Raw genomic sequence first — 13,422 nt, 5'->3', positions numbered from 1 at the left:
CGCCGTCCGTTGCCGCCGTGGCATCGGCTGCCCCGAAAGCTGCTAACGGTCGCCATGCTGGCCGTCCTGGTGACCGGCCTGCTGGTCACATTCCTGACCCCGGCGACCCTTCGCGCAGCGCCGGCTCCCTCACCCGTGCTGTCACCCGAACAGGAACAGCGCGCCGACAAGCTCGCGCACGGCCTGCGCTGCCTCGTCTGCCAGAACCAGACCCTGGCCGAATCCAACGCGCCCCTCGCCCTGGACATGCGCAAGCTCATCCGCGGCCAACTTGCCGAAGGCAAGACCGACACGGAAATCATGCGCTTCTTCGAAGACCGCTACGGCGACTTCGTGCGCTACGACCCGCCCTTCAAGCCGATTACCTGGCTGCTGTGGGTGGGCCCCTTCGCGCTGCTGGCCGTGGGCTTCCTGGTGCTGGTGCGCACGCTCAAACGGCGCGCCGGCACGCGCGCGCCGCTGACTGCGGACGAACGCGCCCGCGCCGCCCGCTTCCTGGATTCCGGCTCATGACCACGCTCTGGCTCATCGTCCTGGCCCTGCTGCTGGCCACCCTGCTCTGCCTGGTGCCGCCGCTGCTGCGTCGCACGCCGGCTGCGGAAACCGCCTCGGACGCCAGCGTGCGCGCCTTCTACCTGGCGCAGCGGGAGCAACTGCGGCGCGATCTGGCTAATGGCGCGCTCAGCCCGCAAGCGCACGCCCGCGCCGACGAAGAGCTGCAACGCGATCTGCTGCAGGACCTGGCAATGCGCCGTGATCCCCGCGCACGGCTGGGCGGACAGCGCGCCGGCATTGCTGCGGCGTGCGTGCTGACGGTGGCCGTCCCGGTGGCCGCCGTGCTGTTGTACGGGCAGTTGGGCAATCCGCGCGCGGCGGCCACGATCGCCATGGCGCAAACGCCTGAACCCCATGCGCAGGAGGCGGACAACGACATGGCGCTGGCGATCAACGCGCTGGCCCAGCGCCTGCGCGCCTCGCCCGATGATGCCGATGGCTGGTACATGCTGGGGCGTTCCTACGAAACGCTGGGCCGCTACAACGACGCCATTGCCGCGTATCGGGAGGTGCTGCGGCTGGTGCCCGGCCAGCCCGTGGTGCTGGCCGATCTGGCCGACGCGCTGCTGTCGGCGCGGCAGGGCCAGCCCGACGAAGACTCCATCGCAGCCGTCGCGCAGGCGCTGCAGGCCGAGCCGGATCAGCCCAAGGCGTTGGCGCTGGCCGGCATGATGGCGCTGCGCCGCGGCGACGCCGCCGAGGCGCTGACGCACTGGGAACGGTTGCAAAAGCTGCTGCCGGCAGAGTCGGAGGCGGCACGGCAGATCCAGACGAATATCGCGCAGGCGCGCGCCATGGCGACGGGTGGGGCTGCGGGAGCGTCGGTGGCGGCTGCGTCGGGTAACTCGTCCGCATCGCCTGCGGTGGCAGGGTCGACGCCGGCTACTTCCGCAACGCCCGCCGCTCCGGCCACCACGCCCTCCGGGCCCGCCCGCCTCACCGGTCAGGCCCGCATCGCCGACACGCTGCGCGGCCAGGTCGCGCCGAACGACACCGTCTTCATCCTGGCGCGCCCCATGGAGGGATCCCGCATGCCGGTCGCCATCCTGAAGATGCAGGTTGCGGACCTGCCGCGGGCGTTCGTGCTGGACGACAGCACGTCCATGTCGCCGGATGCCACGCTGTCCAAAGCCGGCAAGGTTCGCGTGGAGATCCGCGTCAGCCGCTCGGGCAATGCTGCCGCCCAGGCCGGCGACCTGAGCGGCGTGCTGACGGACGTGGAGCCGCGCGCCGACGGGCTGGAACTGGTGGCTGACACCGTCGTGCGCTGACCGCTTCCGCCGTCAGCGCTTTCGGCTCACACCCGTTCAAACCCGCTCGATCCGCGCCGGCAAACCCTGCCGCACCGCCGCGCCCGATACCCAATCGATCCAGACGTTGGCGTGCTGGCCGCGCGTCGCGTCCCCAAAGCCCAGATCGTTCAGATTGACCCCGGCCGCCAGCGCCGGATCGTGCGGCATCGGCTTGCCGTCGACGACATGCGCGCGCGCGCCCAGCTCGGTATGCCCATAACCATGCTCGATGCCCACCGCCCCCGGCTGAACCCCATCGCGCAGCAGGGCCAGCCCCGTCACCGACCCGCCCGGCGTCACGATGCGGACCGTATCGCCGCTGCGGATGCCCAGCCGTTCGCCGTCCTGCCGGCTGATCGACACGGGGTTGTGCGGATGCACCTGCCGCAGACGGTTCACGCCGATCGACAGCGAGCTCATCAGGTTGGACTTGAACGAGCTCAGCAGGAAGGGCCAGTCCTCACGCGGGTATTCATCCCGCATATCGCGCCCGTCTGCCAGGCGCGTCGGGTACCAGGTGGGACAGCCGCTATAGCGCTCGCCCGTCATCGCGTGGCGGAACCCCGCCAATTCCTCGCTCCAGACATGCAGCGGCTTGGCGTAGGCCCCGCGCGTGCGGCGCGGTTGTTCGCCGGCTTGCGTCCACGCGTCTTCCATCCGGTCGAAGCGCCCGCCCCGGCTCATCAGCATCGCAACCTGCCGCCATTCGCCCGGCTTGAGCTTGGTCTGCAACAGGTCGCGGTAGCGGTCGACGCCAGTCAGCGCCATGTCGTCGTCGCTGGCCTCCGGCACCGGACGTCCCGCTGCAAACGCGATGTTGGCCATGCCGCGCAGGAAGAAATCCTCGGCCGTGTCCAGCGCGTACTTGCCGCCGTCCTTGTCCGAGATGGCGCCCTCGCCAAACCCCGGCATGCCCAGGCGCTTGGCGCACGCGATCAGGAAGGTCTCCAGGCACACCGGCTCGTTCGTGGCGGTACGCGACACGCGCGGCTGCACCGCAGGCCAGCGCACGGTCGAGGCCTTGGCCACCACGTCGGCCCACGGCGCCGACACGCCCCAGCTTTCGTACGTGACGGTGTCCGGCACGATGTAATCAGCCAGCGCATTGGTCTCGTTGATGAACGGGTTGATCGACACCGCCAGCGGCAGGATGCGCGGGTCCTTCAGCTTTTCCAGCGCCACGTGGCGGAACCCGGCAATACCGTACACCGGGTTGCTCATGTGGTTGAACCAGACCTTGGCGCGATACGGATAGCCTGCCAGCGCCGACGCCAGCATCTCCGAACTGAGTCCGCCGGTGGCCGGATACCAGGGCGCCGCAGCCGGGTACGCTGGTTGGCCCGCGGCCTTCTTGCGCTTGAACTCGCTGGACTTCTCGTACGGAAAGCGGTTGCGCGACAGCGACACGCCTTTGGGCGAGGCCTTGTTGGCAAAGCCGGCGATGTTGTAGCGCGGCCCCATGCCGTAAGGCGGAAATGGCCCGGCATCCAGCACCAGTCCGCCCTCGACGTTCAGGTTGCCTACCAGCGTGTTCAGCATGGCGATGGCGTAGGCGGTGTAGAAGCCCGACCCGCTCATCGTGCCGCCGTGCGCATCGGCCACGGCGCGCTTGCCGTGGCTGGTGAAGCGTTCGGCCAGCGACGCGATCTTGGCAGCAGGCACCCCGCAAAGCGCCGCGTACTCGTCCAGGGTCTTGCGGCGCGACTCCTCGCGCAGCAGGGTCAGCGAGGACCGCACGCGCAGCGCCTCCGGGTTACCGGGCATGCCAGGCGCGGCGATGGAGTCGTCCACAAACAGTTCTGCCGATGATGCCGTCGTGTGCGGCGCGAGCGTGCCGTCAGCCAGCCGCACGACATATACGTCCTCCCATTTTTCGTCCGCATCGGCCGGTCGCGCCCAGCCCATGTCGGCGCCACGCAAAAACGCGCCCAGGCGAGGATGACCGGGTTCGGCCACCACCAGATGCGTCGCGTTCGTCCACGCCGCCTCGCCCGCCGCCTTCATGGCATTCGGACCGGGTTGCGCCAGCATGCGCGCATCGAAGCGTTCGTTGTCCAGAATCCAGCGGATCAGCGCCATCGCCAACGCAAGGTCGCTGGCCGGATTGACCGGCACCCATTCATTGCCTGATCCCGCCGACAGGCTGGACGAGGCCGGCAGCACGGGCGACACCACCACGTAGGTGAACGCGGCTTCCCCGGGCCGCACCCGCGCCTCGGCCAATTGGCGGGCCTGGCGCTGAAACGGATTGCCGGCCTGCGCCGGCGCCGCGCCGATGAACAGCCCGAAGCGCGCGTTGTCCCAATCCGGCTTGCCATGCGGCATGCCTTTCAGGTCGCCCAGCGCCGCGCCCGCGCCCACCCGGAAGCTCTGGCCGCAGTACGAGCCGTGATTGCTGAAGTTGACCGTGCCAAACGACTGCCCGGCAAAGCGCTGGATCAGCGGCGTGCGCCCTTCGTTGGACGCGTCGGTAAAGAGGAACTGGTTGACCTTCGCGCCGTACTCCGGATTGTCCGGGTCCAGCGGCGTCTCGCGGTCGAAGATCGCGCGCAGGCCGTCCACGTGGCCTTCGCCGAACAGGTCGCCGCCTTCACAGACTTCCTGCACCAGTTGCTCGAAGCTGATCGTCTGCCATTTGCCGTCGCCGCGCTTGCCCACTCGCTTCATCGGCTGCAACACGCGGTACGGGCTGTCCATCTGTTCCAGCATGGCCGAACCGCGCGCACACGAGGTGGCGCGCCCTTCCAGCCCGCTGTCGCCGCCCAGTTGCGCATAGACATCGCGCACGGGCGTGTCCATCGCTGCGGGCCGCGTCGTGGCCAACGGGTGGTACGGGTTGCCGGCCACGCGCAGGATGCGGTTCTCGGCCGTGTCCACGCGCAGCCGCACACCGCATTGCGTCCAGCAGCCCAGGCAGCTCGACGGGCTGACGATCTGGCCCGGCTGGGCGCTCAGCGCGCCGGTCAGCGGATCGATGCGAAACTCCGGCGTCAGCGAATTGCCGCGCACGGCGTGCGTCGTCGGCACGCCCGCGGTGCCCTGCGCCAGGCCCTTCACCGCCTTGACGACCGTGTCGCCATAGCCCGCCGCAAACGCTGCCATGCCGCCGGCCACCATGCCGCCGCGCATCATCAGCTTGCGCCGTGCCTCGTCGCGCGGCTGGTCCGGGCCATCGTCAGCGTCGCGACGCTTGTCATCTTCGTGTTGCTTGTCCATTGCTTTCTTATCCATGTGCTTATCGTCTCGGCGCGCTCAGGCGGCCACGGCGCGTGCGCGCGCGGGGAAGATGTCCAGGGCCCAGGTGACGGCGGTGATCAGCGCCACGCAAAGCCCCAGCACGCCCACCATGCCGAGCAGCCCGTCGCTGCCCCACGGCATGTCGTAGAGGTAGAGTCCTGCGCCGTACTTGGGCACGCCCTGCACGCTCATGAAAACCACCCAGCGGAAGATCCACGCCGCGCCCAGCATCGTCAGCGCCAACGCGGCCGACGGCAGCGGCGCCGCCAGCGTGCGCGCCGGCCGTTGCAACAGCCCGACGATGCAGAAGGCCGTGATCACGGCGCCCGCCAGGCTCAGTCGCCAGATCGGAAAGTCCGCGAACAGCCGCAGCGCCGCCTCGAAGGACGGATCCAGTCCCAGCAGGCCCAGCAGCACCCACGCCCCCGCGCCCAGGGCCATCATCACGACGGCGGTCACGCTCAGCCGGCGCAACATCTCCACCGGCAACGCGCGCAATCCGCCGGGCAGCCAGCCGCCCACCAGGAACATCGCGCCCAACGCGCCCAGCCAGGCGGTCAGCGCAAAGTTGACCGGCAGGAACACGGTGTGCCACAACGGCCGCGAACGCAGCACCATTACCTCGGCCCCGGTGTAGACCAGGATGGACAGCGCCGACAGCGCCAGGGCCGCCGCCACCACCCGCAGCCACCCGATCCGCCCCCACCACCACGCCGCGCAGAACAGCAGCGCCAGCGTCACGAAGACCGGCAGCAGCAACGCCCCCAGCCACATCCACGACCACGGCGTGATGTGCGCATAGAAGTGCCAGAAACGGCCGGGCTGATGCAGGTCGGCCAGCAACGACACCGGCGCGGCGATGGCGCTGACCAGCAGAACCGTCACCGCGGCCGGCAGCAAGCGGCGCGGGGCGGAATCCGCCCGCCCGAACGTCGCAAAGGCGGCGGTCAGCGCGGTGGTCGCGCTGATGCCGATCAGAAAGAAATACTGCACGGCCCAGGGCAACCAGGCAGCGTCGTAGACCGGCGTGAGCAATTCAGAAATTCGCATGAGAGTCTCCCCTTCCGTGTCAGTGACCGCCCGCCAGGCGCACGCCGGCCTGGCCGTCGACCTGATGCACGAACGCATCGGGCAGGCCGATGTAAAAGACGTGGGGATCGGTCTTCATCTCGGGCTTGAGCACCTTGATGTCGGCCTTGTGTTCGGCCAGCAGCCGGGATATCGCGCTGTCCGGATCGTTCATGTCGCCGATCACGCGCGCGCCGCCCACACAGCTTTCCACGCAGGCCGGCAGCAGTCCGGCTTCCAGCCGGTGCTCGCAGAACGTGCATTTGTCCGCAGTCTGGGTCTCGTGATTGATGAAGCGGGCGTCATAGGGACAGGCCTGCACGCAATAGCCGCAACCCACGCAGCGCGCGTTATCGACCAGCACGATGCCGTCCTCGCGCTGAAACGTGGCCTGCACCGGACAGACCGGCACACAGGGCGGCTTGTCGCAGTGGTTGCACAGGCGCGGCAGCATGACCATCGAACAGGGGCCGCCGGTATCGGGCGTGACTTCGTACTGCAGGACGGTGGTGCGGAACTGTCCGATGGGCGGTACGTTTTCCAGCGAACAGCTCACCGTACAGGACTGGCAGCCGATGCACTTGCGCATGTCGACGACCATGCCGTAGCGCTTGCCGGCCATGCCGGGCCGGCGCGGCGGTTGGCCATTGAGACCCGGCGCGGCCTCGGCGTGGATGGGAATGACCGAGGCGGCGGCGCCCAGGCCTAGGAGCCCCTTGAGGAAACCGCGTTTGCCCGGGAGCGGCGTTTCCGGGGGGCTGTGGGGGGTGTGCATCGTTAAACTCCGAAACGTTTAAGTGTTACGGAAATTAACTTATCACCTGTAGTTATATAGCGCCTTGATATCTGTCAATTGGGGGACGGAGTCAAGGCGGCGGTGGAACGGCGCAATCGCGTTTGGCGTGAGGGGTGGTGGGGAACAGATGCCATGCAATCTGCCCACGGGCTGCAGTTTCAGCGCGTCGAAAACTTCAAAGCGGGCGCCCACGCCGTCAGTTTCTGCTCGAAACTGGCCGCCGCGTGGGCGGGACTCGTCGAGGGCAGCTCGTAAATGTCGAGCCCGGGCGCCTGCAACGTCGGCAGCACATGCCGCCGGAACATTGCCGCGGCCTTCGCACCGTTGAAGCAGATGCGCCCGATGGACGGATGAAGGTTCAGGAATCCCTGAAAATCGTTCGGCACCAGCGTATCGCCCCGGATGTCGGCATCCAGACTGCCCGGCCGTTCGCAGGCCTGCAACACATCCCACAGCGCCACGCCGTTAGCCTGCAACGCACGCAAGCGCTCGTCGTAGGCCAGGCCCGGATCAAACCCGAAGATCCGCGCTGCCAGGGGCCAGAACGCGTTGCGCGGATGTGCGTAGTACTGCACCTGCCGCAGCGAGGCCACGCCGGGCATGGAGCCCAGCACCAGCACGCGCGCACCCTCCCCCACGACCGGGGCAAATCCCGTCACCACCGTCTCGCACCGCGCCGCCGCGGTTTCGTCCCTGATCTTGTCCATGCCCGGAAGGATACCTGCCCGGGGCGGGCGTGCCTCCCGCCCGCGTTGATCGTTCGCCGCATGGAACAGTGCTTATCAGCCACAGGCACTACCGATATCGGCATTCCGCCCTTATCTTCTTGCCTATGACGAACGGCCCCGAAGGGGCCGCGCAACAGGAAACCTCACCATGAAGAAGATCCTCGGCGTGCACGCCAGCCCCCGCCCCCACTGGGTGGGCGACGGATTTCCGGTTCGCTCCATGTTCTCGTACAACGACAAGGGCCGCGACACCAGCCCGTTCCTGCTGCTGGACTACGCCGGCCCCGCCGAATTCGGCCCGGCCAGCCAGCCCCGCGGCGTCGGCCAGCACCCGCATCGTGGCTTTGAGACCGTGACCATCGTCTACAGCGGCGAAGTCGAACACCGCGACTCCACCGGCAACGGCGGCGTCATCGGCCCCGGCGATGTCCAGTGGATGACGGCGGCATCGGGCATCCTGCACGAGGAATTCCACTCCCACGCCTTCACCCGCACGGGCGGAAAGCTGGAAATGGTGCAGCTCTGGGTCAACCTGCCCGCCAAAGACAAGAAGGCGCCCGCCGGTTATCAGGGGATTCTCAACGCAGACATTCCGGTCGTAGCGCTGCCGGATGACGCGGGCTCGCTGCGCGTGATCGCGGGCAGCTACGGTGGCCAGGCGGGGCCGGCGCGGACTTTCACGCCGATGGATGTGTGGGATGTAAAGCTGGCGGCGGGTAAGACGGCGACCTTCCCGATTCCGCCGGGCCGCAACAGCATGCTCGTGATGTTGCGCGGCACGGTTCTGGTCAACGGCGAAGCTGTCGCGCGGGATGCGCAGTTGGCGCTTTTCTCGCAAGAGGGAGAGGACATCACGGTCGAAGCGAATAACGACGCCGTGTTCCTTATCCTGAGCGGTGAGCCGATTGCTGAGCCGGTCGTTGGCTACGGGCCCTTCGTGATGAACTCGCAAGCGGAAATCGTGGAGGCGATCCAGGACTTCAACGCCGGGAAGTACGGGCAGATGCATTAAGGCGAACGCTCCGCCAGACCCCCGCGCCCGCATGCCAGTGAACGGCATGCGGGCGCGGTCGCGTTTTGGGGCCAGGCAGATCTGACGATCACGATGCCGACTGGCGCGGCGAGGACCCGCCTATTCCAAAGGCGCCTCATACGGCACCTGCACCAGTTCACCCGCCGCCGTCCGGGCAAACGCCGCAGGCGGTGGCGTATCGAGGAGCGGGATGATGTCGGGGGAGAGGTTTGCGATGGTGTTCACGTCGAAAACGCCGTGATTCGACGGATCATCCATGTAAGCCTGCGTCTCGTCCCCGGCCTGAAAAGCCCAGCCGCTGTCTTCGGGGAACATAGGTGCCTCACGCACCATGTAGCCCACTGGCCTGCCTTGCACCGTGATCCTGTCGGTGGCAATACATCCGCCCTTGCCGGTAGCCAGGGGTTTGAGTTCAGCCGGTGCAAGCTTGAAAGTTTTGGTGGGTCTGTTCATGGCGTTCACTCAATCCCGTTCCAACTGGCTGGCAAACTGTTTGGCGACGCCTTGATAATGCTTCGCGGATGCCGTGTTCTTTTGCTGCGCATAATACGCGCTGACCTGCATCGCGGCACGCTCGGCGACCTTGAAGCTGTCGTCGATATCCACTCGCTCAGCTTCCTTGGAGGTGCCGATCTCCTTGCCGTCAAACAGGCCTGCGCGGTAGCCGGCCCCGTCACTGACTACGCCGATAATCGGGACGCCAGCGCGCAACTCGCCATAAAAGGCGGGGCCAGCCTGATTTGCCGTGCGAGCCACAATCGTGCCGACGCCGGTTGCCACGCCAGTGACGCTGGAGCAAAAACCCGTCCAGTACTTGGGTCCATCGCCCAGAGATTCCGGCGCAACGAAGCGGCATTGCGTGCTGGGATCCGTGGACCATTTCAAACTGGCGCTGGCTTCAGCCGCCCCGGCCGAAACCGGCATCGCTGCGCAGACTAGCGCCGAACCGATACCGAGCGCTAACTGGCTCATGCTCTTAGCGTGGAATTGCACGTTCAAGACTCCGTATTCAGCGAGGGGAAATTCACGCGCTCGGCGGCGGGCCCACCGGCATGCGCATCGTGGCTCGCTTTGTATCACCGCCATTCACGCGCGCATATTGCCGAGCGCGGCAAACCCGTAATAGAAAGTGGATAACGTGAAATTTCGTGTCAGGCAATTTACGGTTGGCCGATCGTGCTGCCGAATGAGCCGGCCTGGCGCGTCTTGCAGCACAGCGAAATGCTGGATGAATGGTTCACAAACCTATGGGTTTTCCCTTAGCAATTCCCAGTAATAGTTAGCAACGCAATACACGCCATCGTCCTCGCATGTCGCCCTGCAGGCCCGTGATATGTTCGATCCCTAATTATTTTCCGCCGCTGTTATCTCTCGACACTTCCACTCAACGATGATGACCGCAACCGCCCGCTCTCCCTACTCTCTCGCTTGGCGCCTGGCACTGACAGTCGTCCTCGTGCGCGTTGCCTACGCCGCGTTGGTGCAAGGCTACACACTGGTCGGACTTCCCGAATCCGCGCAACTGCGCGAAACGTTCATCCTGCCGCAATACCTCGTGCCGTTCCTGGCCAACATCGCGGCTTCGTCCATTTTTGTTGGCTTGACGATATGGAGCACCACGCATCGCTGGCTGCGGCAGCACGACAGGCATGGAGTAGACGCGCCGGGCAAACTTTTCGGCATCGCCATCATCTTGACGTTGGTGTTCTCGCTGGCCGTGTCGGCGCTGATGATTTATCTGCAAAGCGTGTTGGTGCTGTATGCCGTGCAGCACGCCAGCGCCGCCAACAAATTCCTGACAATGAGCCTGTTGCTCAGTGCCTTGGCCGTCGCCTTGGAAGTGGTGGGCGCGCACCTTGCCGTGCGCATCGCCATGCGGACCGTTCAGCCTGCAGATCACGCCGGTGGTCCCGCGTATGAACAGCGTCACGCGGCCTGGAGTGCTGGGTCGATGATCTTGGGCTGGCAATTGAGTGTGTGCATCGCCATGGGCACCTACCTGAATGCGCAATCACTCACCGTCGGCTGGCTGCAATATGCGCTGGGTTTCCTGATCCTGCCCGTCCTGCTTCTGTTGCTGTGCACGGTGGTCTGCCTGAAAATCCTGCCGCACCCGGTCGGCGACTCGCGTCAAGGGCGTGCAGTCGCGCTCGGCACGCTGGCCTTTTGGCTGGCGCAAGTGCTGGGGGTCGGCCTGGGCTTTCTGGCGATTCGGGCAATGACATGGGACCAGCTGATCCGCGCCGCGGATTCCAACGTGGTGGCGGTGGTGATGCTCGTGGTGTACGCGGCGCTGCTGATGCTGGGATGCTGGATTGGGAAGCTGGCGCTTTATGGCGGTTCGAGAAGGCTTGTACCGGCTAGCTGAGCATCGCGCGGAAGATGCCGAAGTCGCTCAGTTTTGCCAGTGCTCTAGTCGGCGTGGAAACTTCCCAGAATTCCCTCGATGACGGGAAAAGTGGGTTTTGTTCCGATCGTCCATCAGCATGTTCATCTGTCCAGAGGAGCAACCCCCTAAGAGTGACGACAAGATGAAAAGCTCCTGCATTCACTTGCGTTGAACGTCGCCAGCGATCTTCCTGGCCGTCAGCGTCACGGTGAAGAACTCGTTAAGCTTATCGGCCGGAACGGCATCCAACTGGTCCCTTCCATACTCAGCATGTTGCCCGTCCTCGAATCGCGGGTAATACCCTTTCCAGAAATAGCGCACCTGTGTGCCGCCCGCGAGCACTTCTTTCGCAGGCAGCCCGGCTACAAATCGCGTATCGGCAATGTCCGCCCGTGCTCGCAAGGCGACGCGGGCCTCTGTCAATGCCCAATGGCATACCCCCCGCCCGTAATAGTCTTCATTGAGCAGCATGTCGGCGTACACGATGCCCGCGTACTCGGTGGCGGATATACGGGAAAGGCGGAATGGTTCGTGGCTGGTCAATGTCGGCACGTGGCCCGACACCGCGTTGGATTGTCCACAGCGCGCGCCGTTGCTGGCGTCGAATTGCGCAGTACCTTCGACTACCGTAAACGGCGATTTGCCGTCGGCTGCACTTGAGAGATCGGACGCATTGGCAAGTGTGAGCCGTATCTCATAGGCCTGCGTCGGAGCGGGGTTCAGCTTGCGTAGCGGTGCCTTGGCCGTTGTATCGCCGTAACTTGTCCCCCACCCGGCGGTGGCCAGAAAGACCAGCGCCGACACTGTCCGACGCAAGGCCGGCGGCAATAGATATCGGAGGGCGTTCGGCAAGGTCGATGTTTCCTAGGCAAGCGATTTGATCGCAAAGTTTGCCACGAAATTGAACGACTGATTTTGGCCGAAAGCCGCCGTTTCAGCCTTCACAACCTCGCCTCAGCTTACGCGATCCTGGCTATCACGCTTTCGCCATCATCACCGCCCAGCTCCACCCGATTCCGCCCCCCAGCCTTTCCTCGATAAAGCGCCACATCCGCCTCCCGAAGCGCCTCTTCCAACCCATCCGCGCCATAAAACTGCGACGAAACGCCAATCGTGACCGTGCAGCGCAGCGGCTCGTCCCCGCCGGTGACGTGGATCGGCTGGTTCTCAATACTGGCGCGCAGCCGCTCCGCCAGGACCATGACGTCTGCCACTCCCGATTCAAGCAGCACAGCGACAAACTCCTCTCCTCCGACCCGGCCGGTCAAATCGCCACGGCGCACACCAGCACGAATCAGCCCCGCCACGTGGCAGATCACCTCATCGCCCGCCTGATGACCACGGCTGTCGTTGATCCGTTTGAAATGATCGACGTCCAAGACCAGCAAATACGCCGGCGCCGCGTTCCGGCGGTTGAAGTATTGAGTTAGCGCTTCCGTCAGCCCCCGGCGATTCAGCAAATCCGTCATCGGATCCCGCGCCGCCATATTGCGCAGACTATCGGTCAGCCGGCGCAACACCAGCCAGACAATGGAAGGCGGCACGATGGTGGCAAGCGTCGACATGTAGATATAGAAAATCATCTGGAACCGGCTGTCCATATGCAGCGCGTCCAGGCCGCCCTCCGTAATCTTCAGGAACTTCAACGCGTTCAGCACACAGATTCCGCCGATCAGGCAGGCGAAGAAGATCATTTCTGCGCGCAAGTCTTTGGCGAACGTGCGCGTGCCGCAGAGCACCGTGACGGTCATGGCGAAGAAGAGAAGCGTCGCTGCCGCCGCCAGCATGGCGTAGCGCGCTTCCGATCCGAATTGCCATTGCACCAGCCACTGCAATAACCCATACACCAGGCAAAACACCGCCAGCGGCAACCACAGGCGCACCTGATGCCCGAAGAATCGCATGGCGCCTAGCAGGTACGCGATTGGCGCGGCCAGCGTCAGGCAGTGATTGACGACGCTCATCACGCTCCATGCGGGGCCGCCTTCGACCAGTTGCAGGATGTAGGCCGCCGCGAGCAGCAGGTTGCCCACGGCAAAGACGTCCATCCCCATCCTGTTGCCAGGCAGGCGACGGCTGATAAGCAGGAACATGCCGGAAAAGCACAGCAGGTGTGCGCACAGCATGCCAACAAGGGTGGAGGCAACCATGAGAGGGACGTCGAGAGGGAAAGCGGATTTCCTGCGCCGGCGCCACTGGGCGGTGGTCAGCGATGGACACCCAGCGACCTGCGTGGGCGGCGCTCATTGTAGTCGGCGGGTATTAATCCCAGGAGTTCGGCCGAGAGCGCCTGGAAATGGCGATAAAGTAGCCATCAAACGCAC

At 65.4% G+C, this 13,422-nt stretch carries 12 protein-coding genes; 4 read left to right on the top strand and 8 right to left on the bottom strand.

Features of this window, described 5'->3' with window-relative positions; genetic code table 11:
- Positions 1–54 precede the first annotated feature (54 nt).
- Both HV681_RS16760 and ccmI read left to right on the top strand, forming a co-directional pair.
- A complete protein-coding gene (locus HV681_RS16760; RefSeq protein ID WP_175124199.1) occupies positions 55–513 on the top strand; it encodes a cytochrome c-type biogenesis protein in 459 nt (152 codons plus the stop codon).
- On the top strand, positions 510–1,826 hold the full coding sequence (ccmI, locus tag HV681_RS16755; RefSeq protein ID WP_175124116.1) for a c-type cytochrome biogenesis protein CcmI: 1,317 nt from the start codon (positions 510–512) through the stop codon (positions 1,824–1,826). The genes HV681_RS16760 and ccmI overlap by 4 nt, the downstream gene beginning before the upstream one ends.
- A 36-nt stretch (positions 1,827–1,862) precedes the next feature.
- On the opposite strand, the gene HV681_RS16750 is transcribed toward ccmI, so the two are convergent.
- The 4 genes from HV681_RS16750 to HV681_RS16735 all read right to left on the bottom strand — a co-directional run bounded on the left by HV681_RS16750 (position 1,863) and on the right by HV681_RS16735 (position 7,655).
- A complete protein-coding gene (locus HV681_RS16750) occupies positions 1,863–5,078 on the bottom strand; it encodes a tetrathionate reductase subunit A (RefSeq protein ID WP_437340387.1) in 3,216 nt (1,071 codons plus the stop codon).
- Positions 5,079–5,099: 21 nt separating this feature from the next.
- Positions 5,100–6,134, bottom strand: coding sequence for an NrfD/PsrC family molybdoenzyme membrane anchor subunit (gene nrfD / locus HV681_RS16745; protein ID WP_175124115.1), 1,035 nt, complete (start codon positions 6,132–6,134; stop codon positions 5,100–5,102).
- A 19-nt stretch (positions 6,135–6,153) separates the two neighbouring features.
- The gene (gene dsrO, locus HV681_RS16740; RefSeq protein ID WP_175124114.1) at positions 6,154–6,927 is read right to left on the bottom strand and encodes a sulfate reduction electron transfer complex DsrMKJOP subunit DsrO; all 774 of its coding nucleotides are present in this window, start codon (positions 6,925–6,927) and stop codon (positions 6,154–6,156) included.
- A gap of 179 nt (positions 6,928–7,106) precedes the next feature.
- Positions 7,107–7,655, bottom strand: a complete 549-nt coding sequence (locus HV681_RS16735) for a DNA-deoxyinosine glycosylase (protein WP_175124113.1) — start codon at positions 7,653–7,655, stop codon at positions 7,107–7,109.
- A 169-nt stretch (positions 7,656–7,824) separates the two neighbouring features.
- On the opposite strand from HV681_RS16735, the gene HV681_RS16730 reads away from it, so the two are divergent.
- Complete coding sequence (locus tag HV681_RS16730) at positions 7,825–8,688, top strand: pirin family protein (RefSeq protein ID WP_175124112.1); 864 nt, start codon at positions 7,825–7,827, stop codon at positions 8,686–8,688.
- A 120-nt stretch (positions 8,689–8,808) separates the two neighbouring features.
- Here the strand turns inward: HV681_RS16730 and HV681_RS16725 are convergent, their stop codons facing one another.
- Both HV681_RS16725 and HV681_RS16720 read right to left on the bottom strand, forming a co-directional pair.
- On the bottom strand, positions 8,809–9,162 hold the full coding sequence (locus HV681_RS16725; protein ID WP_175124111.1) for a DUF2185 domain-containing protein: 354 nt from the start codon (positions 9,160–9,162) through the stop codon (positions 8,809–8,811).
- 9 nt (positions 9,163–9,171) lie between these two features.
- On the bottom strand, positions 9,172–9,702 hold the full coding sequence (locus tag HV681_RS16720; protein WP_175124110.1) for a hypothetical protein: 531 nt from the start codon (positions 9,700–9,702) through the stop codon (positions 9,172–9,174).
- Positions 9,703–10,099: 397 nt separating this feature from the next.
- On the opposite strand from HV681_RS16720, the gene HV681_RS16715 reads away from it, so the two are divergent.
- Positions 10,100–11,077 carry a hypothetical protein gene (locus tag HV681_RS16715; RefSeq protein WP_254594997.1) on the top strand — a complete coding sequence of 326 codons (978 nt, stop codon included), beginning with the start codon at positions 10,100–10,102 and terminating at the stop codon, positions 11,075–11,077.
- 180 nt (positions 11,078–11,257) lie between these two features.
- Here HV681_RS16715 and HV681_RS16710 read toward each other — a convergent pair whose 3' ends face one another.
- Positions 11,258–11,950: a hypothetical protein gene (locus tag HV681_RS16710; protein ID WP_175124109.1), complete on the bottom strand. Its 693-nt coding sequence runs from the start codon at positions 11,948–11,950 to the stop codon at positions 11,258–11,260.
- A gap of 107 nt (positions 11,951–12,057) precedes the next feature.
- Positions 12,058–13,248 (bottom strand): GGDEF domain-containing protein, encoded by a 1,191-nt coding sequence (locus HV681_RS16705; protein WP_175124108.1) that lies wholly within the window; start codon positions 13,246–13,248, stop codon positions 12,058–12,060.
- Positions 13,249–13,422 lie beyond the last annotated feature (174 nt).

This window comes from Achromobacter animicus (assembly GCF_902859585.1).
In the GTDB taxonomy this organism is placed as follows: domain Bacteria; phylum Pseudomonadota; class Gammaproteobacteria; order Burkholderiales; family Burkholderiaceae_B; genus Achromobacter; species Achromobacter animicus.
The sequence above is the reverse complement of the archived record's forward strand: the minus strand, read 5'-3'. Positions and strand labels throughout refer to the sequence as shown.

Excerpts from the sequence above, each read along its gene's own strand:
- HV681_RS16705 (WP_175124108.1), bottom strand. The coding sequence starts at position 13,248 with ATGGTTGCCTCCACCCTTGTTGGCATGCTGTGCGCACACCTGCTGTGC.
- HV681_RS16760 (WP_175124199.1), top strand. The coding sequence starts at position 55 with ATGCTGGCCGTCCTGGTGACCGGCCTGCTGGTCACATTCCTGACCCCG.
- dsrO (WP_175124114.1), bottom strand. The coding sequence starts at position 6,927 with ATGCACACCCCCCACAGCCCCCCGGAAACGCCGCTCCCGGGCAAACGC.
- HV681_RS16715 (WP_254594997.1), top strand. The coding sequence starts at position 10,100 with ATGATGACCGCAACCGCCCGCTCTCCCTACTCTCTCGCTTGGCGCCTG.
- HV681_RS16725 (WP_175124111.1), bottom strand. The coding sequence starts at position 9,162 with ATGAACAGACCCACCAAAACTTTCAAGCTTGCACCGGCTGAACTCAAA.
- HV681_RS16730 (WP_175124112.1), top strand. The coding sequence starts at position 7,825 with ATGAAGAAGATCCTCGGCGTGCACGCCAGCCCCCGCCCCCACTGGGTG.
- nrfD (WP_175124115.1), bottom strand. The coding sequence starts at position 6,134 with ATGCGAATTTCTGAATTGCTCACGCCGGTCTACGACGCTGCCTGGTTG.
- ccmI (WP_175124116.1), top strand. The coding sequence starts at position 510 with ATGACCACGCTCTGGCTCATCGTCCTGGCCCTGCTGCTGGCCACCCTG.
- HV681_RS16750 (WP_437340387.1), bottom strand. The coding sequence starts at position 5,078 with ATGGATAAGAAAGCAATGGACAAGCAACACGAAGATGACAAGCGTCGC.
- HV681_RS16735 (WP_175124113.1), bottom strand. The coding sequence starts at position 7,655 with ATGGACAAGATCAGGGACGAAACCGCGGCGGCGCGGTGCGAGACGGTG.